Raw genomic sequence first — 24,293 nt, forward strand, 5'->3', positions numbered from 1 at the left:
AGTGTGAATACGCTTTACAAAAACATCCATCAGGAGCTCATCGACCAGTGCCGGGCAGGCGATCAAAAAGCACAGTTCAGCTTGTACAAGCTTTATTACAAAGCCATGTTCAGTGTGAGTCTGCGAATGGTAAACGACGCGATGGAAGCCGAAGATGTGATGCAGGAAGCATTTTTAAGCGCATTCAGAAAGATGGACACTTACAAAGGCGAAGTAAGTTTTGGAGCCTGGCTGAAAAAGATTGTGGTAAACCGTTCATTGGATTATTTAAAAAAGAACAAGGTAAAGTTTGAAGAAGTAAACGAACGCACCACCGAAATTGCCGATTACCAAATGCCCACCCACGAAGTGGATGTAAGGGTTTTGCAGGAAGCTATTCAACAACTTCCGGACGGCTACCGGGTGGTTCTCAGTTTATTTCTGATAGAAGGCTACGATCACGAAGAAATCAGTGAAATACTGGGCATCTCGAACTCATCGTCGAGAACACAGTTGTTAAGGGCCAAAAACAAGCTGCGCGAATTGTTAAAAGGAAAAGAAGTATTCTCGTACAATTAAGAAAGCCATGAAAGAAAAAGATTACATAGAAGATTTGATTTTAAAAAACCTGGAGGCGTTGAATGACAACGAACCCGAAGACGGGCATTTCAACAGGTTTGAAGACAGGCTAAAAAAGCAAAACAGTAAGTACCGTTTTAGCTGGTCGCTGGTAGGGAAAGTTGCAGCAGCTGTTGTATTTGTCTTGCTGGCTACCAACCAGGCTTTTATTTATTTCTCGCCCAACCAGCAGGGCTTGATTCGCCACTCAGGAGAAAATTCGGAATTTACCCTGGCTTCTGTTTCTCCTGAATACGAAGAAACCGAATTTTACTATCAAACTTCTATTCGCTCGGGGCTGAACCAGTGGGACGAGCTTACCCGCGAAGGCTTTGTATCGGAAGAAGAACAAACCATGATGCACGAGGAACTCAATGAGTTTGAATCGCGGTATAAAACCCTGCAAAAAGATTTAGCCGCCAATCCGAACGACGAAAGAGTAATTAACGCAATGCTCGAATATTACCAGGTAAAATTGAGTTTAATCAACATGATCGTAAACAAATTAGAAGAAGTAAAACAACAAAAAAATACAAGTTATGAAAACCTTTAAATGGATAACAGTGTGTCTGTTAGCCGGGCTATTGACAGCCGGCATTACAGCAAAAGCAGAAGAAAAATCAAAAGAGTACAAAGAATCCTGGGCGGTTTCGGATGTTTCAACACTGCAGATCATCAATAAATTTGGTGAAATAAAAATCAACAACGACGGTGGCAGCGAAGTTACCATTGAAGTAAAAGTTACGGTAGAAGCCGCCAACGAGAAAAAAACAAACGAGTTGCTCGACCTGATCGACGTACAGTTCCAAAAAAGTGGCAAAACCATTAAGGCTGAAACTAAGATTGCGAATGAATTCAAAAGCCAGAAACGTTTTAGCATCGATTATACGGTAAATATCCCTTCGGATAAAAACCTGATGATTGAGAACAAATACGGCAACACTTTGGTGAACCGGCTGGAAGCAAACGGCGATTTTCAGATCAAATACGGAAACCTCAGCGCCAACGAACTGCTAACTCCCGAAAGCGGCAGCTTAAACGTAAACCTCGCATACGGAAACGCAAGTATTGGAGAAGCCACCAATATGAATGTTCAGGTAGCCTACTCTCCTATGACCGTTGAAACGCTGAAATCATTGAAACTCGAATCAAAATACTCCTCATTCGAATTGGGAGAAGGCAAGGATATTCAGATTGAATCGAAATACGATAAATTCCGCTTTGGCAAGGTAGAAAGTGTTACTGCGACAACCAAATACAGCCAGGTAAGTATCGATGAACTTTCAAAAAGCATTAAAATTGAATCGGGCTATGGAGGTGTAAAAGTGGGCACCATTAACCCGGCTTTCGACTTTATTGATATTACCAACAGCTACGGGCAAATATCGCTGGGCTTAAACAATGCCAATTACTCGATCGATGCCAGTTGTGATTATTGCGGAATTTCTTACCCGCAGGAAAGTTTTGAAGGAAACCGCATTCGCGAAAACAACTCGCAGACAGTAAAAGGAAAAGTTGGTTCGGGCGAAGGAGGCAAAGTATTTGTAAGAAGCCGTTACGGAGAAATCAAACTGACCAATTAATCTCAGAAAAACTGTTTTGTAAAAACATAAAAAAAAACCGGGGAGCTTCCCGGTTTTTTTGTGCATGTGTGTCTGAGATAATATCTTTTACATAACAGCTGGCGCTTCAGTAGCAATCCGGTCTCCTTCCTGTATGCCCTGGGTAATCACGATAGATTCTTCGTTTTCAGGTCCTGTGGTAACGGGCTGCTGCACCAGTTTACTTCCCTGTTTCAGCCAAACAAACTTTCCACTGTCGCCGGAAAATACCGAGCGAACAGGCACTGAAAGTACATTTTCGAGGTTGCTGACAATAATTTCACTGTTACTGGTCATCGCCGGTTTCAAGCCCGGATCTGTTTCCTCCAAACGAATGAGAACCTTAAAAACCTTCATGTCGAAATCTTTATGATCTTCTCCCATCGAGGCAATCCAAACAACCTTCCCTTTTAGAGTTACGCCCTCCAGGGCATCGAAAGAAACACGGGCGCTGTCGCCCACTGCCACTTTTGAAATGTCAATTTCTTTCACATAAACTTCAGAATTAGCTTGATCCAGATTCGGGAGAACAGCAAGAACCGGCATGAACGGGTGACAGTTATCATTTCTTTTGTATTTCTTCCCTTCAAAAGGACTTTTGGCCAGCATTACAATTCCATTGTCGGGCGAAGTAATCCGGCAGGCAGCAATGGCCTTTTGAATTTTCGCCACTGATTCTTTCCGGTCTTCAACGTAATTTTCAAGACGCTTAATCCCTACTTTACGTTTGTTGATTTCCAGCTGGTAGTTGCGTTTCTTATTCTCAATTCCAATCTCCGCTTTCTGATAATTCATCTGTACCTTTCGCTGATAGGCTTCCGACTCAAAAACCGATTGTTCGAGGTCGATTTTATTGTATTCCAAATCAAGCTGAGCATCCTTGATCTCTTCCCGAAGCTGCGTAAGAATTACCGTACTGTCGATGACTGCGTTTTTCAAATCTGCGGTGAGTCGCTCCAGATCCTGCGTCACCTCACGCATGCGGGTCGTTAGCTGGCTCTGGTCCAACTGTGCAATAAAGTCACCTTTTTTTACTTCTTTGCCCTCATCCACAATATCCATAATGCGGTACGACCAAACCCGTAAAGTGTAATCATCCAGAGTCTTTGGAATTTTGATCTCTACTACGTCGGCACTGTTGATCTCGCCCTTACACTTGATCACTTCTTCAAAACTTCCACTTCGCACGGTATAAATTCCTTTGGGCTCACTGGAAACCTCTTCTTTAAAAATCAGAGCTATGGCAACAATGGCAACCAGTATTATAGCGGCTGTAATAATTCGCTTTTTACTCATATCATTGTTTTTGGAGGATTTTATCGTATTCTGCAACAAGCTGTTTTTTATTTTCGAAGTCAAACAGCGTCAAGCTTCTGAGCTGGTAATATTTCGTCCAAAACTGGTTTAACGCATCCACGTATTGCATACGGGCGTTCTCCTGATCAGTGCTGGCAATATTCAATACTACCACATCAATCTTTCCGATAAGAAAACGCTGAAATGTTACATCGTATCCCATTTTTGCTACCGTGTCAGCCTTTGCGGCATTGTAAACTTGTCCCCCCTGAAGGTTGAATTCCAGTACTCGCTGGTAAACTTCTTGTTCGAAATCGATTCGTTCCTGCCTGATCTCAGCCAGAGACACTTCCCTGTTGGATTTGGCCATCTCAAAACGTCCTTTTCTACGCCCCCAATCTACAATGGGTATATTTACACCTAGATTTAAACGCTGGCTTTTGTTTTGCTTCCCATAAACATCTGCAAAATCTTTTGAGTCCTGATTCAATCCGTACAAAGCAAAAACACTCGTATTTAGGCCGGTTTCAGACTTGGCAGAAGCCACTGCCCGATCGGCTTCCAAAACACGCTGCTCATGATCAATGATGGCCGGATTGTTTTCAACTGCAAAAGAAATGGCCTCGTTGGCTTCGACTTTAAAATCAGGAATAACATCCGGCATAATGCATTCTACTGTTGTTTCCTTTTCCAGTGCCAGGAATGAGTTGAACGACGACTGCAAGCGTTTAACATTCACATTTGCCTGGTTTAGCGCCTGGCTGGCATTCAGCAGGCTTAGTTCCAGTTTCAGTAATTCATCCTGTGTAACCGTCCCTACCTGGTAGCGTCCCTGCCCTATTTTATAAAGGGTATCTGCATTGGCATGGTTGGTTTCGGCAATCGATTTTTGTATTTGCGCACGCGCCAGGTTAAAAAATACGGAAACCGCTCTTTGCTTGAGGGTTTCATTATTCTCAATCAACTGCTTTTTCGCCTTTTCGTATTTCAACGGTTCTATTTTCGCCTTCCATTTCAAGGCGTTATACCCGTTCAATTCCTGCGAGTAACCAATACTAATAGGCGTTGCGGTATACGATGTACTTCCATCGTCGCCAAGGTTTTTCACCATTCCCAGCCCCGACTGAAGAAAAATCTGTCCACCTGTTTGAGCGACATTCTGAACCAGTGACAACGATACATCGGAGTTAAAATACTCACGCATGCGGTACTCGTCCTGGTTGGTTTCAAAATTGTATTCCTTCCTGCTGTACCGGTTAAAATCAACCGGTGACGAACTAAGTGACAACCCGGGTAAACGTTCCGCTTTGTAATAACGGAACTCCCAGTAACGGGCCAGGTACATATTTTTATTTCTGAAAGCATCGATCGACTGCTCTGTTGCCAGATCGATTACTTCAGGCAATGTTAAACGAAGTGTTGGTCCCTGCGAAAAGCCTGGAACGATTGTACTGCCAACAATGAACAGCATTAATATTAAATGTCTCATAAGCTTGTTTTTTACTGACGTAATGATTCAACCGGGTCATTGTCGGAAGCACGTTTAGCCGGCAGGTATCCAAAGGTAACTCCCACCAATACCGAAACTCCAAAGGCAATGAACACACTGAAAAAAGAAACGATGGTTTTAATCTCGAACATTCCTGTAATGATCTTCGAGAGAACAATACCCAGAATAATTCCGATTAATCCACCCGTAAGACTGATAAGCGTCGATTCGGCCAGAAACTGGGCAATGATGTCTTTCTTTTTGGCACCAACCGCCTGTCTGACACCGATCTCACGAATACGTTCCATCACCGAAGCCAACATAATATTCATGATACCAATTCCGCCTACAATCAGAGAAATACCGGCAATAACTCCCAGTACAATATTAAAGATGTTGCGGGTTTTCTGCTGCTGTTTTAAAAGCAACTCCGGAATGGTTACTTCGAAATCGTACAATTCAGAATGACGTCTTAAAAGCATCCGCTTTATCAATGATGCAGTAGCATTCAGTTGTTCGGTTTCTTTCACCTGTACAACAATCTTGTCGAGCTGGTTCAGGTTCGAATCCGTTTCATCATTATCTTCCTGCGCAGGTTCTTCTCCCATCCTGAAAACCACCATACCGCCTCCACCGGGGCCGTTTCCCTTGTTGGCTTTTGCGACCTCGTCGGCCCTTACCAGCGAACGGTTTTTAAAACGCAGGAGCATGGTTTGCACCGGGATAAAAATCTTATTGTCGGAACTACTGATTCCCATTTCATCAGAAGCCGAGGCTGTAAAATCGCGGCGTTCCACCACTCCGATCACCTTGAGCCAAATCTGACCACATTTAATCAGCTCGCCCACAGCTTCTCTTCCTCTGAAAAACTCGGTTTTAATATTATCCCCGATAATGCATACCGGGTAACCATTTTCATTTTGCTGATCGCTAAAAAGTGTCCCTTCGCTTAGTCGAATATTAAACAGGTTGAAATAGCTGTTATTGACGCCTTCGAGTACCACCGGTTTACTGTGCGCATCGAGCAAGGCAGAATAATTAAATGATATTACCGGCGAAAGCTGCTGAACGGAAGGAATAATTTTACGAATGGCTTCCGCATCCATAAGCGTTAAGCCTTTCGAAAACTTATTGGCTCCGGCTTTTTCATCGCCGCCGTCGCCTCCGCTGCCTCCTTCAATGGTTAATGTGCTTGGCGTAATAATAATGTTATTTACGCCCACCAGTTTTATCTGGTCCAGAATCTCCTGCTCGGCTCCGTTTCCGATGGCCATCATACTGATAACCGCCGCTACTCCGAAAATAATACCGAGCGCCGTAAGCATCGATTTTACCTTGTTGGCAATAATCGCCTCTACGGCAATGCTAATGTCGTGTAGATAACGTTTTATAAACATGAGACCCTATTATTTGGAGGTGAACTCTTTCGGTTGTACCAAAGCTGCTTCCTGGGAATTCTCCCCGGCTGCCTGATCCGCATCATCTTTTATCGACTGATAAATGTCCATGCCCTCGAATGTCAGTGATTCGGCATTTTCAGGTTCTGAGAGCAGCACGCGATCTCCTTCCTTTACTCCCTGGAGTGCCACCACAAAGTTTTCATTCTGAATACCAGTTTCTACCACTTGTTTTTGAATTTTTCGACCGTCTTTCTCCGACAAATAGACATAACTAAGACTGTCGTTTGTAAAAACCGACTCCAGCGGCACAAAAACAGCCTCTTCAGCATAACCGGTTTGGATAACATTACTGGTAGTCATTGAAGGTTTCAACTCTTCATCGTCGCCAATCACTTTAATTTTTACTTCAAAAACTTTGGCATCGCTTCGCGGAAGCAACTGCCCTACGTTGGCAATCGAACTAACTTCACCTTCCAGCATTTTCTCCGGAAAGGCATCGATGCCTATCGCTACTTTCTGCCCGGCTTTGATTCTGGAAATATCAATCTCGTTAATATAGGTAGTAGATATAAGCGTGTTCATTTTCGGAAAAGTAGCAATGGCCGGGCTACGCGTAGAAATTGTGGAGTTAGCCTTAACAGCTGCTCCTCTGCCCGAGTAACGGTAATAACCGATAATGCCCGATTTGGGCGAGCGGATTGTTAACGCGTCGTAAACGCTTTGCAGCAGGTCGACGCGCTCTTTTGCCTGCTTATAATTAATAAATCGCCGGTCTACTTTGTTGGCTTCCTGCTGTTGCTTCAGCACATAAGCCTGCTTCATTTGCTCGTATTTACGTTCGGCTTTTTCAAGATCCATCTCAGCTTTTCTTTTTACTGAAGGTGCCTCGTAAATTGATTCTTTGATAATGATCTGTCTTTCCTCCAGATCGAGTTGCGCATTTACGATTTGATCGCGTTGATTACTGAGGGTTAAGTTCGAATCGATTTTGCTGTCCTCGTACTCGGTAAAGCGTTGGTCGAGTTCGTCCATGGCGGTCTTGTACTGCTCATCCACGGCTGAATGGTCAATGGTTGCCACATAATCTCCCGAATCAACGCGGGAGCCTTCTTCAATCATATCGGCAATGGTTATTTCCCAAATCCTTAAGCGGTTGTCTCTGAACACTGCGGGAACAGTAATGTAATCGGCTTCCTGCGACTCCAGTTGTCCGGAGGAGTAAACCATTGACTCAAATTTTCCTTTTTGAGCGGTGGCTGTCAACATGACTTCATCGTCATGCGATGGTTTAAGTGCGAACACTACCGTGATTACAGCCAATACAACTAAAATTGTAATGATGGATATTCGGCGGATCATAACGAATAGGTTAAAGATGTTTTATGATTCATATGAGTTTGAGTTCGGTCAAAGATTATGCCATTAACATAATCCCAAAAACTAAAAAGGGTTAAAATCCGATTTTAACCCTTTTTGCTACAACCGCTGATTTATTTCAATCAAATCAGCAGATTATAATGTTACTACAGGCCTTTAAACCAATCCTGAAATAATTTCCCAACTACAGGAACAAGTTTCTGTTCTCCGTTGATTGCACCAATTAAGCTTATAATCCAAAAAACAAAAATTATAATATTGGCTAACCAACCAATAATTGGAATAAACATTAAAACTAAACTAAGTAAAAACAATCCAAGTAATTGCCGAATATAGAAACTCGTAAGTTCATCCTTGTCACTTGAATTCAAAATGAGAGCAATCACCCAACCAATCCAGTAGATGTGCGCTACAATTGCTTTAGTTTTTCCATCCATTGTTTTTGAGATTTAAATTTCGACTAATGTACGGAATAAAAATGGTATTTAACAAAAGGGAAACTGACTTTCCCTCATACGTTTACTATGCCCAAAGCATACACCATTCTAATTCAACAACGTACACGGAGTTCAAAAAAAGACCTCCAGGTAATTTTAACAAAGAAACAGTAGCGAACAAGGGTACTACTTATCGTAATTAAAGCCTTTTAGGTGATGTCCCATTCTGTCGCGCTTTGTTTTCATGTACCTTTGGTTGTGTTCGTTGGGCGGAATTTCAACCGGAACAATTTCGGTTACTTCCAACCCGTAGCCTTCCAGGCCAACCCTTTTAACAGGGTTATTGGTCATCAAACGCATTTTGGTCACCCCTAAATTGGAAAGAATTTGCGCTCCCACCCCGTAATCACGTTCATCGGCTTTAAAACCAAGGTGAAGATTGGCTTCCACCGTATCCAGTCCCTGGTCCTGCAGTTTATAGGCGGCAATTTTATTCAACAGGCCAATTCCGCGACCTTCCTGCATCATGTAAACGATCACACCTTTCCCGGCTTTATCGATCATTTCCATGGCTTTGTGCAGCTGGTCGCCACATTCGCAACGCATTGAGCCAAAAATATCACCCGTCATACACGACGAATGAACCCGCGCCAAAATCGGTTCATTGGGTTCCCAGGTTCCTTTTATCAGAGCAATGTGCTCTGCGCCATTTGATTTCTGACGAAACGGAACAATTCTGAAATCGCCGTATTGCGTTGGCAAATCAACTTCCTCTCCCCTTTCAATCAGGCTTTCGCTCTGAAATAGAAAAGAAATCAGGTCTTTTATGGTAACAATTTTCAGATTATGTTTCTGCGCGAACTCGTAGAGCTGCGGCAACCTTGCCATTGTTCCGTCTTCGTTCATTATTTCCACCAAAACTCCCGAAGGTTTTAAGCCCGCCAAACGCGTCAGGTCAACCGCCGCTTCAGTGTGGCCGCTTCGGCGAAGAACACCACGGTCTTTGGCTTTTAACGGGAAAATGTGCCCGGGACGCCCTAATTGCTCGGGCCTGGTTTTTTCATCTACCAGCATCTGAATGGTGATGGCCCGGTCAGCAGCCGAAATACCGGTTGTAACTTCCGGGTGAATAGCATCCACAGACACCGTGAAATTGGTTTCATTCGATGATGTGTTTTTTCCCACCATCAAATCGAGACTTAACTCGTCACATCTTTTCTCGGTTAACGCCACGCAAATCAGGCCTCTTGCCTGGCTGGCCATGAAATTAACGATCTCGGTTGTTATCAGTTCCGAAGCGACAATTAAATCCCCTTCATTCTCTCTGTCTTCATCGTCTACCACAATAATCATTTCGCCTTTCTTAATGGCAGCAATGGCTTCGGGTATTGTATTAAGCTTGATGTCTGTCATACCTATCTGTAAAATCAGGGGCAAAATTACAAACTTTTACGAAATCAATTCATGATTTAAGTTAGAAGCAGGGTTCCGATGCCTTATACATAACACTTACATCATTTTGCATTGAAGTGCTTACCGGTTTACCACCTTAAAGCGTTTGGTCATCGAATTTCCCAAATTATCTGTAACGGTAATACTGTGCCAGCCCTCATCGGGACGTAATTCGAGCTGGTGTACATTTTGGGTGGTACCCAGAAAGCGATTGTCGAGATACCAGAAAACGGTGACATTATTTGAACGATGCGCCAGATCAAAAATAATCTTCCCCGGTGTTCCATCGAGGTCAACCGGAATAAACAGCCGGTTCCATTCACGCGGATAAATAAACTCCAGTTGTTGTTCTGTTTCGGAACAACCCGGCATAAGCGGCGGCAAAGTGGCATACAAAACATTCTGACGTTTGTAGTAGTATTCCATTGCCGGAGGCAGCACCAGCCAGTTTTGATGCTGCATTTTCGAAACCGGGTAGCAAGCGGCATTAACACGATAGCTTCCTTCTTTGTTTAAATGAATGCGCCGGTGCCACGGACATACTCCCACTTTATTGCCGGCAGGAACCATGATCTCTTTCCGTTCAGTGCAAAATTCTCCGGGGCGGTAACCACTCTGCGCACAAACTTCAATGTTCGTCATTTCATCTGTAGGAATTTGAAACCATTCAGAATACGGAAGAACGGAGAACACATCGAACATTACCGGTGCTGCAGCCGATATGCCGGTGAGCCCTGCCCGCCCTTCTCCATCGGCATTCCCGCACCAAACGGCCACCACAAACTGCGAAGTTACTCCCACTGCCCAGGCATCTCTGAAACCAAAACTGGTTCCGGTTTTCCAGGCAATTTTCCGGGTGTGCGCAAAATGCTCCCAACCAGCCTCGCTTTCCGGACGTTTTACTTTTAACAAAGCGTCGAGCGTAGCATAAACTGCCGATGCCCGCACAGAAGGCTGGGTTCCGGCCTCTTCACTATGTTCCACATCATCTTCCCACACCAACGGGCTAAAAGGTTGAGAGGAATAAAAGCCATCCTCTTCGTTGTAGCATTTCAGGATGCTTCCTAACGAGGCATACATTCCGGCCAGGTCCCACAGTTTAACTTCAGCGCCCCCCAAAATCAGCGACAGTCCGTAATGTTCGGGTTGTTTATTCAGCGTGGTCATGCCTGTTTTTTTCAGAAAAGAATAAAAAGGCCCCACTCCGTAGTCTTTCAGCAAATGCACGGCCGGAATATTCAGCGAACGCGCCAGTGCTTCTTCGGCCGGAACAGCGCCGTTGTATTCCCGGTCGAAATTCATCGGGGTAAAACCACCAAAACGAATCGGAATATCAGGTGTCAGCATCGATGGAAGAAGCAACCCTTCATCCAGCATTTTGGTATACAGAAAGGGTTTCAAAATACTCCCCGAACTGCGCGGAGCCTGCACAATATCCACCTGGTTCCCGTGAGCGGTACTATCTGCATTGCTGGTATTTCCCACATAAGCCAACACTTTTTTCGACGGAATTTCTACGACCAGCACCGCCATGTTGTGAATAAAATTCGATTTCAAGCGTTGCTGATGCCGGGCAACAATTTCATTCGTCCGCTCCTGAAGTTGATACCGGATGGTGGAATTAACGCGCTGTCCATGTTTCTCGGCATTGGCTTTTTCTGTGATGTGAAAAGCAATATCAGGCAAAGCATTCACTTTTTCGGGCAAAGGTTCTGAGATGGCCAGTTCATAGGTGATGCTGTCAATTTCGCTGGCAAGCAGTAACTGGTTCAGCAAAAAATCGCGCTTTTGTTTCAGCCGCAAATCAAGCCTCCCCGGGTAAATCAGCGAAGGGGCATTGGGTAAAACCGCCAAAGTAGCCGCCTCGGCCCACGACAACTCACCGGGATCACGGCCAAAGTAACGCCATGCCGCAGCATCCAAGCCCACCACATTTCCGCCAAACGGTGCATGCGAGGCATACAGCTCCAAAATTTCAGATTTTGAATAACGCAGCTCCACATGAAGCGCCCAGAACATTTCGATCAACTTATTTTTTAGCGATCGTTCTTTCTGGCTGCGAGCCAAACGGCAAACCTGCATCGTAATCGTACTGCCTCCGCTCACAATTCTACCTGCCCTGATATTTTGAACCAAAGCGCGGGCCATGGAAACCAAATTGATTCCGGGATGGAGATAGAAATACTTGTCTTCAAAATTTAATACACATTTTTCGTATTTCTCCGGAACCGAATCCACCGGAGGGAAACGCCATTGCTCATCGTCCGAAATACGGGCGCCCAGCAATTCGCCTTCACTGCTTTCCAAAACGGTGGAGTACGAAGTATTGAAAAGCGGACGCGGTACCAACCAGCCTCCGATAAAGAACAATACCAACAATAAAAGCAAGAAGATCAAAACTGTTCTTCTTGCTTTTTTTATATTCATTTTCCTTTTACGCACAGAAATAATCCTTCTACTTCACAATCACCATCTTCCCACCCCTGCGGGCATTCACGCTATTGTCGTACATGGCTTCGCAGCTTACCGGCGGAAGGTAGAATTCCCCTTTGTACGCAGCATTCAGGTAAAAAGTGAATGTTTTTTGTTTCCCCATGTCCAGATCAAAATAGGTGTAAATCCGGTCGTCACGAATGTCCTGGTACTCATAATTTGCATCGCTTTGCGGTGCATCGCTTAATCGCTTGTTGAGGATTTCCCAACCCGAAGGAACCAGTACCGATAGCACCATTTCTTCGTAGTTCACCTTTTTGCCCGGATGTTTCACAGTTACTTCCATTTTGATATCCGTTCCCTGCAAAACAGAAGTTGGATCGATCGTTTTACCGGCCGCATCAAGGTATTTTAACTCCAGCGCTAAATTACTGGCAGCAGAAGTAGAATCTACACCCGCAGGAATTCCCCGGGTAACCAGCCTGACAAAAGTGGCATTTGCGCCAGTATTCTTGTACTCCAAGGCAACCTGCCGGGTATTGTTATTTTTTACCGGAACTTTAACTACAGGAATTTTGGTACGGGCGTCGGCTTTTTCACCATTCGCGGTCAGTTCATAACCGGTTTCGTTGCCGTTTTTATAGAACTTCTCTGAAAACTGAGCCGCCGAGAACAGACTCCACGCCGCTGTTTGTGTGCTTAACCAGCTACTTTTATTGATGTCTTCGGAAATTTCCTGCAACATACCGAAAGCGTTCTCCTGCTCATCAAGCAAAACGAGCGACTCCAGAATCATGGCCTTGTCACGCAACGAAGAGCCAAATGTTCCGCTGAATTCGTTGTATTCTTCTACCTCTGTCGATAAATTGGCCACCAGTTGCTGTGCCACTTCCTTTTTACCTGCCAGCACATAGGCCGAAGCCAGGCGCCAAAGCACGTCCTGCAATTTGGTAGTTTTCTCGCGCAGGCGGTTCATGGCTCCCAAATCCGCATTTCCGGCCAACGCCAGCGTGTACAAACGATACGCCTGGTTCAGGTCGTAATTCCGGTAATAATAAATATCGGTATCGCTTTGTGATTTTTTCCAGTTTCGGGCAGCCGATTTCTGGTAACGCACCCATTTGTCCTTCATTCCGTAAGGCAACGAATAACCGGCTTTTTCAGCACAAACAAGGAAATGCCCAACGTAATTGGTCCCCCACTCGTTGGCATACGACGATCCCGGCCAGTAGCTAAACCCACCGCTTCCCAACTGGTACGCCTGCAATTTCACCAAAGCCTGGCGAACATTGGTTTCAATCTCCAGTTTCTGATCAGCATCAACTTCCGTCAGATTTTCCAGGAACAATTGTGGAAAAACAGCCGACGTTATCTGTTCCACACAGCCGTGCGGATATTGAATCAGGTAATCGATGTATTTGCCCAGGTTCAATGGCGGGAAGCCCGATATTTCCACCCATGCCTCGTTGCTGCCCGGTTCTCCCGGGTTCTGTAGTTCGGTGTTCCAGTTTTCACCACCTTTCACCAGTTTGGATTGCTGAACCGTTACCGCCTGGTTTGGATTGCGCACCTGAACTTCCACTTCGTAACTGGCCGTTTCTTTGCCCGATTTTGCTTCCACCACAATTTTACCGACACCGCTCTGAGCTTTTACTTTCAACTTGAAATAACTCATTTTCTCACCGGTTTCAGTAAACTGAAGTTTGTTCTCCTGATCGCCGACAACCTCAAACAGTTCGTTAGCTTTTACCGCGATCGAAACATCTTTTACATTGTCTTTCATGGCAAAAACCGACACCGGCAAATCAAATGTTTCCAGCGGGGCCAGCACACGCGGAACGGTTGCCAGCAACATCAAGCCTTTCCGAACCGGAACCGAAACTTCTTCGGCACCGTAAGCGCCCCTATTTCCGGCTACCACCATCATACGCACAGCGCCCACATAATTTGGCATTTTGAAGGTGTGCTTTTGTTTCTTTCCGGGTTCGAGCGTGAAGGGACCGGCAAACTGCACCACGGGCTTAAAGCGGTTGGCCTCTTTCTTTTCAGAATCGACCATCTCACCATCGCCCCCTACAGCAAAAGCTTTTTCGAGCCGTGCACCGTAAGCTCCCGCCACATAATCATACAAATCCCAGGTTTTTACACCCAAGGCTTCGCGCTGGTAAAAAGTAGCATGCGGGTTGGGCGTCGTATAATTGGTCAATCCCAACAATCCTTCATCAACAATGGCCAGGGTATAGGTCATTCTCTTGTTGTTGGATTCTGAAATTTCTACCGAATAATCCGTTTCCGGTTCAATCTCTGCCGGAGCTTTGATCAAGGGCTTCAAAATCGTTTCCGGGTTTTCCACTTCCACCGGAATCACCCCGTACAACCTCAGCGGCGCATCATTTTCGGTGCGACCAAAAGGCTGAATCAAACTAACATGTACATAGAAATTAGGTGCCATTTCCGGTTTTGCCTTGATTGAAAAGCGGGTTTGCTTATCGGCCGTTTCCACCCAAAACATGTCCAGCACTTTGGTTCCGTTTTCGAGGCTCACCAAAGCTTTTCCGGTTTTGGAAGAAGGAATGACCACTTCAATGTCTTCCCCCACATTGTATTTTTCCTTGCCGGTACGAATGCTCAACATGGTAGCGCCTTCCGCCATTCCGTCGGAGCGCCAGCCGCCCCATTTCGACATGTAAAAGGTTATACCCGAAGAATGTCCCGAAGTATTGTCTTTTACCCACAGGAAATAACGGCCATTGTCTTGCCAGTTGCTGTATTTTACATTCAGGCGGATCTGCGATTTATGCTCAGCCTTGTTGATTACCCACGAATCAACCGGCTGGTAATAGCTTCCGGAAACGTAATGAGCCAGGCTTTCAGAGCCCGATTCCCACCACCAGCGCCAGTTTACTTTGTAGAGGCGAACCTCCAGGTCGTTGCCCGAAGCAGCTTTTCCGTTTTTATCCACCAGTACAATTTCCGGTAAATAATCCGTATCGGTTTTGTACCAATTGTCTTCCGACTCGGGCATGCGCAGCCCCACATAGGTAGAATAAGGCGAGTAGCGGGCCTTCGTAATGGAAGTACTGAAATCGCCACCGGTTTCAAATACACGCGAGGTGAACCACGCGTTCAGCATTCCCGGCGCATTGTCCAAACCTTCCAGTTTTAAAGGGATGCTTCCTTTTCCGGCTTCGTCCAGTTGCGCATCGAAAATGGTTTCTTCCTTACCCGAAAAGCGGGAAGCAGGATCGGTAAAAGTATAGCTCTGAAAATTCGGAAACTGCGTTGCGCTTTTTGTAAACAGCACCTCCACCTTTGCTTTTAACGACTTCGCCGGACTCCCGTGTAACCACGAGGCGCTTATGGGCAAGCTCTTGTCATCAATCCCCAGTAACTTATCGCCTGGCAAACCAAGTTCAATCTTCAATCGATTGGGTTTGATGGTTTCTATTTTCACCCGCTTCGAGAAAAAGCTGTTCCCCACCTGCACCTGGGCCCTCCAGTTTCCGGTGGGGGCATCTCTTTTGGTTTGTGTGGAAAGCAGGTAAAAACCGTTTTCATTACTGGTTACAACGCGGCGTTCAACCACCTGTTCTTTTGGATTGATCAGGCTAAAAATCACGGGGTGATTCCCGGGATCATCCGAGGCCGTTTCCAAAATAAAATTCAGGAACAAGGTGTCGCCCGGGCGCCATACATCGCGTTCACCGTAAATAAAACCTTTCATTCCATCGGTGATCTCCTGTCCGGCCACATTGAAATTACTTACCGAAAGCGAGGTTCCGTCATCTAACCTCAAGTAGCCAAACTGAGTGCCTTTTTTAGCCACCAGCAGGAAAGGCTTCTTTTTCAGGTCAACCCGAGCAAACCCCTGCGCATCGGTTTTTATCGTTTCAATCAACTGGTTCTGGTAGTTGTAAAGCTGAAGTTCCACATCGGCTTCCGGCAGTGTTGAAACCAGGTTCGACACGGCAAACAACATGCGTTGGTCGCGGCCTTCCTTGGCAACAATCCCCAGTTGCGAAGCCATAATGTTCCGGCTCACAAAACGATCGGAGTTGTAATACGCCACATGACAGGGATTATCGCGCTCCTCCCATTCGTATCCTTCGGGATAATAATAATCGCTGTACCAGCTCGGCGTGTCCCACTCGGTGCTGTAGTCTTCACCGCTTGACAAATCAATATCGGGAACTTCGGTTTGGGCCGAATCCTCCGGGCAGATGTAAAGCGAATAGTCTTTCCGAAAACGAAGTTCGACACGATAAACCGCTCCCTGCTGAAGTTTCACCAGTTTGGCCAGGTCTATCTTAAAAGTGTTCCATTGATTATAATTCACCGGGTTGGTGGAAATCAGGTCCACTTTTCCTTCGTAAACCGGCCTTCCGACACGTTTCAGGTCAGAGCTTCCGCTCAAACGGTTTTCCTGTAAAAACTGCGCAATATTGTCTTTGTAAATTTCAATTAAACGAACATCGACTGCATTCAGGCTAATCGCTTCAAAAGGAAACTCCAGATGATCGGTTTGCGGAACAATCACGCCTTTGCCGATCAGCCGAAGTGCCGGCTCGGCATTGGTAAATTGAAGCAGAAAATTCTCGCCCGATTTCAGGCGTGCGTAGTTGGCGCTTTTTATTCCTTCGTAAACATGCAGGGTTTGCGTGCCCGACACACGTTTACTGGTCCACACTTTCACCACATTGCCATCCACTTCGAGGCGCAGGTCTTTTGAGTTGTCCAGTTCAATCAAACCTTCCAGGTCCTGCGTTTTAAGCAGCGGATCGGAAAAACGAACGTTAATGCATTGTTCAGGCTGCTGAACAACCGTGGCATCCAGAATTTTGAAAGTACTCAATGCCGGTATTTCCAGTTCTTTTGTTCCCGAAACATCGGTATTGAGTGCACTCCCCTCCCATGTTACGATCACCTTCCCGGCATCGTCCTGCATACGGGCAAGGCTGTCGACCGTAAAAAAGTGTTTGCGGCGTCCGCTGTCGTGGCTCCATAACACAGGCAGTTCCTTTCCGTTTGCCGTAACCGTAACAATTTTTTCAATTGGCTCCGAATCGGCTACATCGGCGGTTAAAACATACCCCGTTAACTGCATTTGGGTGGAATTCAGCCCCTCGTAGTTTTTCAAGCCCTCGACGGTTATGGAATACGTTTGTTTTACAGTGGCAAACTCAAAAGGCATAGTCTGAAGTTTGCTGTCAACCGTCAGTACCTTCCCCAAAGCAAACACGGCTTTGTAAGTAGTTCCGGGCTTTAGCGGCTTTTCGGGCCTGAATTCAAAAACACGGCCTCCCACCAACACTGTTTTTCCTTTCACCTCGGGTTCAAACCGAAACAGTTCTTCGGTATTCACGTCGCCCTCAACAGGCTGGGTCATATACACCGAAATGCTGGATTCGTTCGAGATCACTCCGCTGGTAAAGGCCTGCACATAACGCGCAAAAGCAACGTCGGTGGTTACGGCTTTCTTTTCGCTTTTTGAACATGAAACAGCCATTAGAAACAAAATGGCAATGGGGAAAATTAACTTTTTCATTGGGCTATAATTGTTTGTACTTTTTCAGAATTTCGAGAGAAAAACGTGCCCGGGATAAACACAGGCTGTTTTTTATATGTTATTGTTAAATTTTCGGCATTTAAAATTAGCTAATTTGTTTGACTTGCCCCCGGTCTGCAAATTCAATTCCAAAAAAAAATTAAGCTTTTTAAAGAATCGCGTTGAGGTCTTTTTCAAAATGATTACTTTACCACTTATTAGTTGGTCTTATGCTTTAACGCAAGATACTATCGATAAATTATGAAGAAACGAGCATGGTAAATTTTACCACACAGGAAGATGACTCCCGGGCGAGTTACATCCGTCAGCTGACGGACCATTAAAACAAACAATGACAGACGAAATGAAAATATTGATCTTATTTGCCCATCCGGCTTTTCATAAATCGATTATCAACCGGGCTTTGCTCGATGCTGTACGAGGACTGGAAAATGTTACCATTAATGAATTGTACGAGAATTACCCGGACTTTTTCATTGATGTGGAAAAAGAGAAGAAACTGCTACAGGAACACGATGTAATTGTGTGGCACCACCCGTTTTACTGGTACAGTGCCCCGGCCATTATAAAAGAGTGGATGGACCTGGTTCTCCAGCACGGATTTGCGTACGGAAGAAACGGGTTTGCCCTGCAGGGAAAATGGGCCATGTCGGCCGTTTCAACCGGCGGGCGGCAGGAAGTTTACACCGCTACCGGGGCCAACCACTTTAGCGTAAATCAGTTTCTGGCGCCTTTCAACCAATCTGCCACCCTTTGCCGCATGCGTTACCTGCCTCCTTTTGTAACCCACGGCGCACACACCATCACCCAAGCTGAAATAGAAAGGCAGGCAGCGCATTACCGCGAGCTTATCACCGGCCTGCGGGATGGTAAGTACACTGAAAAGGATTTTGAAAACATCGAATATTCCAACCACTTAACGCTGACAAATGCATAATCAGGATTTTTTCTTACAAGCGCTTATTTACCTGGGAGCAACGGTTGTTTCGGTTCCTCTGGCCAAAAAACTGGGGCTGGGCTCTGTTTTGGGCTACCTGCTGGCAGGAATTCTTATCGGGCCGTTTGTGCTGGGCCTTGTCGGGAAAGAAGCCGGCGAAGTAATGCACTTTGCAGAGTTTGGCGTGGTGCTCATGCTTTTTATCATCGGGTTGGAGCTGGAACCTTCCCTGCTGTGGAAAATGCGAAGATCCATTTTTGGGCTGGGCGGCCTGCAGGTTCTTATTACTGCCATTGTCATCACCTTTGTTGCGCTGGCTTTCAAGTTCCAGATAAACCGCGCCCTGGCCATCGGGCTGATATTTGCATTGTCGTCAACGGCCATCGTACTTCAAACGCTATCGGAAAAAGGACTGATGCGAAACATTGCCGGTAAATCGGCCTTTTCGGTACTGCTTTTCCAAGACATGGCGGTCATCCCCATTTTAGCGCTGTTGCCCCTTATTGCCACACTTGGGCAACCGGCCACCTTATCCGAATCTACCCTGAGCAAGATCGGCGGCATGGCCCAACTTCCGGGATGGATTCAATTGCTGATCATCATCGGGGCAATAGCTGCAGTGGTTTTTATCGGCCGTTTTATGGCGCGCTACGTGTTCCGGCTGATTGCCGAAACCGGCCTCCACGAGGTGTTTGTTGCACTGGCTTTGCTGATGGTAATTGGCATTGCGCTGGGAATGGATAAATTAGGCCTATCGCCCGCACTCGGGACCTTTATCGCCGGTGTGGTGCTGGCCGACAGCGAATACCGCCACGAACTGGAAACCACCATCGATCCGTTTAAAGGCTTGCTGCTGGGACTGTTTTTTATATCGGTGGGCGCGGGCATCAACTTTAACCTGCTCATCCAGAATCCCGGAATGATCTTCTTTTTTGTGCTTTTACTCATTGTCATCAAATTTATAGTTCTTCTGATTTTGGGGCGGATTTTCAGACTGCGCAAAGGCTTCGATTTCCTGTTTGCCTTTTTACTGGCGCAGTCCAGCGAATTCAGTTTTGTACTGATCTCTTTCTCGAAACAAAACCAGTTGTTCGACGAAAAAACTTCTTCCATGCTGCTGATGATTGTAACCCTCTCGATGGCTGTTTCGCCTCTGCTGCTTATTTTTAATGACAAAGCGGTAACTCCGATCATGGCGCGCCGCTACAACAAACCCGAATACGACGAGATGGACGAACCCGAAAACCCGGTGATTTTAGCGGGTTTTGGCCGCTTTGGGCTGGTTATCGGGCGTATGCTGCTGGCCAACAACATTAAAGTGACCATTCTCGACAACAACCCCACCAACGTGGAGGTACTGCGCCGGTACGGGTTCAAACTGTATTTTGGCGATGTAACCCGGCCGCAAATGCTCGAAAAAGCCGGCATTCAGAAAGCCCGTATGCTGATACTCAGCATGGCCGAACACGACGATGCGTTAAAGGTGGCCAAATATGTACGCGAAAAATACCCGCATGTAAAAATACTGGCGCGCGCAAAAGACATCTTTCACACCTTCGAATTTTACAAACTGAATGTTCGCTCGGTTCAGCGCGAAATGTTTGACTCGGCCAACGAAATGGGCGCCACCGCCCTTACCGAACTCGGGTTTAGCAGGTACGAAGCCTATCGCACGGCACGTACCTTTAAACACCACGAAAACCAGATAACCGACGAGCTGTACGAGCACTGGCTCGAAGACCACAACCGTTTTATCGAGGAAACACGACGCTTCTCGGAACAGGTTTCAGAAACTTTGCAAGCCGAGAAAGACTACCTGATCCACGAATCGGAATGTGCCTGGGATGTGGATACATTGAAAGAAGAAGCACTGCAAAAGCAACAAAACACGCCTTCCGAAAACGATACATAACTGTTCGATAACATACTGAATATTATTGCGTAGAGACGGTTTTTTGGTTGAAAATCACTATTTTCAGAGCATTAAATACAGCTCCCGAATATTTTTGTGAGCCACCCAAAAAGCAACGCAATGAAACTCCGGATTTACAACAAACACCCTCTCAGATTCGCCTCCGTCCCGTTGTTTTCTATTTCGAAAAGAAAAAACAACGCAGCCAGCCACGCGTTAGTTCATCCCGGCAAACCGATCATCCTGAAAATAAAGTTAATGATCGTACTTCTGATGCTATACAATGGAGTTAGTTCACAAACCGAGTGGGCTCCGGTTGGTGCCAAATGGCATTATTCCAGAAATGAAGGAACCATGCCGACAAACGAAGGATATGTATTGTACGAATCGGTAAAAGATACCCTGATTCAGGAAAAAACAGTACGGCTTATCAGCAAAACATACTACCATTCGAATGGTATTGATGTTTCTGACCTGGGAAACGAATACATGTACCAGGAAAACAACAAGGTATTTTATTTAAAGAACGATCAGTTTTTTACCTTGTATGATTTCAATGCCCGGGCCGGAGATAGCTGGACGATCTATGGGAATGACAACCTGGGGGATTTCTGCAATTATGATCCCTTGGGGGAAATTGTGGTTGATTCGGTTAAAAACATTACCATCAACGACAAAGAGCTCAAACTACTCTACACTTCGCCTGCTGCTTCGTCTAACTGGGGTTTTAATGATGTAATAATTGAACAGGTGGGTTGCCTTACCCATATGCTGCCACAAGCTTTGGAGTGTGTACTTGATATCCCCAGCCACCTGGGGCCATTAAGATGCTACAGCGATAGTTTTCTGGGAAATTATAAATCCACGCGTTGGGATAAATCGGAGTACAATTGCGACGCTCTGTTTAACTACACCGCAGTTACTGACAGAGAAGACAGCCGGATTCGATATTTCCCCAATCCGGTAGAAGATTACCTGAACCTTCAGTTTCCGGATGCCCGGGCTCACGGAGACGTTCAGGTTGAAATCAGGAATATAAATGGCTCATTGCTCAAAACCGGGCACACTGCGAAAAGGCTTTTCGTTGGGAATTTGCCATCCGGTGTTTATTATGTCACAATCACTACTTCTGAGGAACGGTCTTCATTCAAATTTATAAAAAAGTAACCCGGCTGGTGCGGGTTTGCAACCCGTGCCGGAAAAGGGCGAGCAGTTTTAAAACAATTATTTATTAACCTAAATTTTTAACCATGACACAAACAAGAGTTTACGTAAGCAAAGACAGCGACATGCTAATGGCAAGCAAAGTAATTGCCACTTCGCTAAGCAACCAATTGCCCGATCTTTCGATGGTGCGCAGCAACTGGACACCCGAATACGCCCAGGCCCTGCACACCAAAATCGACACTGCCATGGAAGACTACCTGGGCCTCGACAAAAAGAAAGCCCTGCGTGATGCCACGGCTGCCCTTACCGAAATACAGGCGCCCGCTTTGCAGGCCCTCCAATTTCTGAAAACCCAGATTGAAGTGGATTTTGGCGAAGATGCCAACGAAATCGTTAAAACACTGGGCTACGACAAATACCTGAAAGCGGCACGTGCCGGCGACCAGGAAGCATTGATCCAGTTGCTGTTTGCCTTCAAAAAAGGAATGACCAACGCGCTTAAAGACGATATGGTGGCCAAAGGCACCAACCCGGCACTTATCGACAACGTAATCGGGTACGCCACCCAGCTCAGCGAGGCAAACCTGGCACAGGAAAGTTTAAAGTCGACAACAAAATCGGTGTCGGAAACGGCGGTTGCCGCTCTTAACGAAATCTACAACGAAATAATCGGTATCTGCAAAATTGCCTCGGCCTACTACCAGCACGACGAAATTTTAAAAGCACAGTTTACCTTTAGCCGCGTAGTGGCCAATATGAATGCCGGTGGTAAAAAAATACAGGAACCCGAAGAACCGCTTGAATAAAAAAACTGCTTGCCAGACCTTGAAGGTTTTGAAAACCTTCAAGGTCTGAGATCTATTGAGTTAGAAGCCTTACTGTACAACATCGAAAACAGTTTTATCTTCATCGAAACGAATTCTATCAACATCGAAACTGTACCTGTCAAGCTCGAAACTGTTTCTATCATCACAGAATTCCATTTTATCTTCATTGAAAGCAATTCTATCTTCATTGAAGCTTGTTTTATCCCTATCGAAGAAAGTTCTATCTACATCGAAACACATTTTATATTCATAGAAAAGCTTCCGGTCCCCATTGAAAAACGTTCTCTCCTCCCCGAAAGACTACAGAAGCCGGTAGCACAGAATTTACAGAACCCCGATATTGGATCCCCATCCACTGAACTCTGAACCCTGAACCCTGAACTCTGAACTCTGAACTCCAAAAGCTAAATTAGACTATTTCTAAATTTCCCGGATTTCAGAAAAATTGCTTTTTTGTCATTTGTAGATTCAAATCAATACCTACATTTGCAATCTCTAAATAGCAAAATTGAAAGCTACGACTACAGATATCCGACATAAAGGTTTTGTAAAGGAGGTAAACAACAACTCACTGATTGTTACCATCATCAACCAGTCTGCATGTTCTTCGTGCCATGCAAAAGGAGCCTGTACGGTGGCCGATTACCAGGACAAGGAAATTGAAATCACCGATTTTAAAGGCGCTTACAAACCCGGTCAGGAAGTCACCATTCTTTTCAAAGAATCAAAAGGTTTTACGGCGCTGCTTTGGGGCTACGTTGTTCCCTTTTTACTGGTATTGCTCACATTGATCGTTATGCAGTCGCTTACCGGTAACGAGTTGCAATCGGGGCTGGTATCGCTGGCGATTCTGATACCCTACTATATAACATTATATTTTTTTAGGCATTTATTAAAAAAAATATTCAAATTCGAACTTGAAGAAACTGATTAACAAATGAGTATCACCGTTGTATATACGATTGTCACACTGGCAGTGATTGGAGCAACTGCGGCTGTAATCCTCTACTTTGTGGCGCAAAAATTCAAGGTCGTGGAAGACCCGCGCATCGACGATGTGGAAGGATCGCTTCCGGGAGCCAATTGTGGCGGATGTGGCTTTGCAGGCTGCAGGGCCTTTGCCGAAGCATGTGTTAAAGCGTCTGACCTGGGCGACCTGAACTGCCCGGTAGGCGGAAACGACACCATGGGGCAGGTGGCAACCATTTTAGGATTGGAGGCCGTTGCAAAAGACCCGCGTGTGGCGTTTATCCGTTGTAACGGAACCTGCGACCACCGTCCGAAAACAAGCCAGTTCGACGGCGCAACAACCTGTGCCATCGCCTCGTCTGTTTACAGTGGCGAATCCGATTGCCAGTTCGGCTGTTTGGGTTACGGCGATTGTTACGACGCCTGCGAATTCGACGCCATCGACCTGCGTGCCGGAATGGGCGTTCCGCTTGTCCTCGACGACAAATGTGTGGCGTGCGGAGCCTGTGTGGACGCTTGTCCGAAAGACCTGATTGAGTTACGCAAACGCATGCCTAAAGACCGCAAAGTAGTGGTGGCCTGCCGGAACATGGACAAAGGCGCCGTGGCGAAAAAAGCTTGTAGCGTAGCTTGTATTGGTTGCAGCAAGTGTTTTAAAGAATGTCCGTTCGACGCCATCACCATGGAGAACAACCTGGCATTTATCGACTCAGACAAATGCAAACTGTGTCGCAAATGTGTGCCGGTGTGCCCAACCAATGCCATTATCGAGCTGAACTTTCCACCGCGAAAAGTGAAACCCGAAGTAGAAGTTGAAACCAATAGCTAAATAA

Annotated in this window: 18 protein-coding genes; 10 read left to right on the forward strand and 8 right to left on the reverse strand. The window is 45.8% G+C overall.

What is annotated here, in order from left to right; all coding sequences use genetic code 11:
• Positions 1 to 3: 3 nt before the first annotated feature.
• From D1614_RS15780 to D1614_RS15790, 3 genes are read left to right on the forward strand one after another with little or no spacing between them, the layout of a single operon-like run.
• On the forward strand, positions 4 to 558 hold the full coding sequence (locus tag D1614_RS15780) for an RNA polymerase sigma factor (protein ID WP_119438986.1): 555 nt from the start codon (positions 4 to 6) through the stop codon (positions 556 to 558).
• 7 nt (positions 559 to 565) lie between these two features.
• On the forward strand, positions 566 to 1,150 hold the full coding sequence (locus D1614_RS15785; protein ID WP_119438929.1) for a hypothetical protein: 585 nt from the start codon (positions 566 to 568) through the stop codon (positions 1,148 to 1,150).
• Positions 1,137 to 2,180 (forward strand): DUF4097 family beta strand repeat-containing protein, encoded by a 1,044-nt coding sequence (locus tag D1614_RS15790; RefSeq protein ID WP_119438930.1) that lies wholly within the window; start codon positions 1,137 to 1,139, stop codon positions 2,178 to 2,180. Before D1614_RS15785 ends, D1614_RS15790 begins: the two co-directional genes overlap by 14 nt.
• Before the next feature lie 87 nt (positions 2,181 to 2,267).
• On the opposite strand, the gene D1614_RS15795 is transcribed toward D1614_RS15790, so the two are convergent.
• From D1614_RS15795 to D1614_RS15830, 8 genes are all read right to left on the reverse strand, one after another.
• Complete coding sequence (locus D1614_RS15795) at positions 2,268 to 3,494, reverse strand: efflux RND transporter periplasmic adaptor subunit (RefSeq protein ID WP_147384262.1); 1,227 nt, start codon at positions 3,492 to 3,494, stop codon at positions 2,268 to 2,270.
• Position 3,495: 1 nt separating this feature from the next.
• On the reverse strand, positions 3,496 to 4,983 hold the full coding sequence (locus tag D1614_RS15800; RefSeq protein WP_119438932.1) for a TolC family protein: 1,488 nt from the start codon (positions 4,981 to 4,983) through the stop codon (positions 3,496 to 3,498).
• An 11-nt stretch (positions 4,984 to 4,994) separates the two neighbouring features.
• Positions 4,995 to 6,380 carry an ABC transporter permease gene (locus D1614_RS15805; protein ID WP_119438933.1) on the reverse strand — a complete coding sequence of 462 codons (1,386 nt, stop codon included), beginning with the start codon at positions 6,378 to 6,380 and terminating at the stop codon, positions 4,995 to 4,997.
• A gap of 9 nt (positions 6,381 to 6,389) precedes the next feature.
• On the reverse strand, positions 6,390 to 7,742 hold the full coding sequence (locus D1614_RS15810) for an efflux RND transporter periplasmic adaptor subunit (protein WP_119438934.1): 1,353 nt from the start codon (positions 7,740 to 7,742) through the stop codon (positions 6,390 to 6,392).
• A 164-nt stretch (positions 7,743 to 7,906) separates the two neighbouring features.
• Entirely contained in the window at positions 7,907 to 8,197 is a 291-nt protein-coding gene (locus D1614_RS15815) for a YtxH domain-containing protein (RefSeq protein WP_119438935.1), read from the reverse strand.
• A gap of 186 nt (positions 8,198 to 8,383) precedes the next feature.
• Positions 8,384 to 9,610, reverse strand: coding sequence for a bifunctional 3,4-dihydroxy-2-butanone-4-phosphate synthase/GTP cyclohydrolase II (locus D1614_RS15820; RefSeq protein WP_119438936.1), 1,227 nt, complete (start codon positions 9,608 to 9,610; stop codon positions 8,384 to 8,386).
• Positions 9,611 to 9,730: 120 nt separating this feature from the next.
• Positions 9,731 to 12,076, reverse strand: coding sequence for a penicillin-binding protein 1C (gene pbpC, locus D1614_RS15825; RefSeq protein WP_119438937.1), 2,346 nt, complete (start codon positions 12,074 to 12,076; stop codon positions 9,731 to 9,733).
• Between the two features lie 28 nt (positions 12,077 to 12,104).
• Positions 12,105 to 17,627, reverse strand: a complete 5,523-nt coding sequence (locus D1614_RS15830) for an alpha-2-macroglobulin family protein (RefSeq protein WP_119438938.1) — start codon at positions 17,625 to 17,627, stop codon at positions 12,105 to 12,107.
• A 352-nt stretch (positions 17,628 to 17,979) separates the two neighbouring features.
• On the opposite strand from D1614_RS15830, the gene kefF reads away from it, so the two are divergent.
• The 7 genes from kefF to D1614_RS15865 all read left to right on the forward strand — a co-directional run bounded on the left by kefF (position 17,980) and on the right by D1614_RS15865 (position 24,289).
• The gene (gene kefF, locus D1614_RS15835) at positions 17,980 to 18,585 is read left to right on the forward strand and encodes a glutathione-regulated potassium-efflux system oxidoreductase KefF (protein WP_119438939.1); all 606 of its coding nucleotides are present in this window, start codon (positions 17,980 to 17,982) and stop codon (positions 18,583 to 18,585) included.
• On the forward strand, positions 18,578 to 20,497 hold the full coding sequence (locus D1614_RS15840; protein ID WP_119438940.1) for a monovalent cation:proton antiporter-2 (CPA2) family protein: 1,920 nt from the start codon (positions 18,578 to 18,580) through the stop codon (positions 20,495 to 20,497). The genes kefF and D1614_RS15840 overlap by 8 nt, the downstream gene beginning before the upstream one ends.
• 120 nt (positions 20,498 to 20,617) lie before the next feature.
• Complete coding sequence (locus D1614_RS15845; RefSeq protein WP_119438941.1) at positions 20,618 to 21,664, forward strand: T9SS type A sorting domain-containing protein; 1,047 nt, start codon at positions 20,618 to 20,620, stop codon at positions 21,662 to 21,664.
• 83 nt (positions 21,665 to 21,747) lie between these two features.
• Positions 21,748 to 22,470 (forward strand): hypothetical protein, encoded by a 723-nt coding sequence (locus D1614_RS15850; RefSeq protein WP_119438942.1) that lies wholly within the window; start codon positions 21,748 to 21,750, stop codon positions 22,468 to 22,470.
• A 9-nt stretch (positions 22,471 to 22,479) separates the two neighbouring features.
• Positions 22,480 to 22,857 carry a hypothetical protein gene (locus tag D1614_RS25585; protein WP_147384264.1) on the forward strand — a complete coding sequence of 126 codons (378 nt, stop codon included), beginning with the start codon at positions 22,480 to 22,482 and terminating at the stop codon, positions 22,855 to 22,857.
• 142 nt (positions 22,858 to 22,999) lie between these two features.
• Positions 23,000 to 23,425, forward strand: a complete 426-nt coding sequence (locus D1614_RS15860; RefSeq protein WP_162304526.1) for a SoxR reducing system RseC family protein — start codon at positions 23,000 to 23,002, stop codon at positions 23,423 to 23,425.
• A gap of 3 nt (positions 23,426 to 23,428) precedes the next feature.
• Positions 23,429 to 24,289: a Fe-S cluster domain-containing protein gene (locus D1614_RS15865; protein ID WP_119438945.1), complete on the forward strand. Its 861-nt coding sequence runs from the start codon at positions 23,429 to 23,431 to the stop codon at positions 24,287 to 24,289.
• The last annotated feature ends 4 nt before the right edge of the window (positions 24,290 to 24,293 follow it).

This window comes from Maribellus luteus (assembly GCF_003576475.1).
GTDB lineage: Bacteria > Bacteroidota > Bacteroidia > Bacteroidales > Prolixibacteraceae > Draconibacterium > Draconibacterium luteum.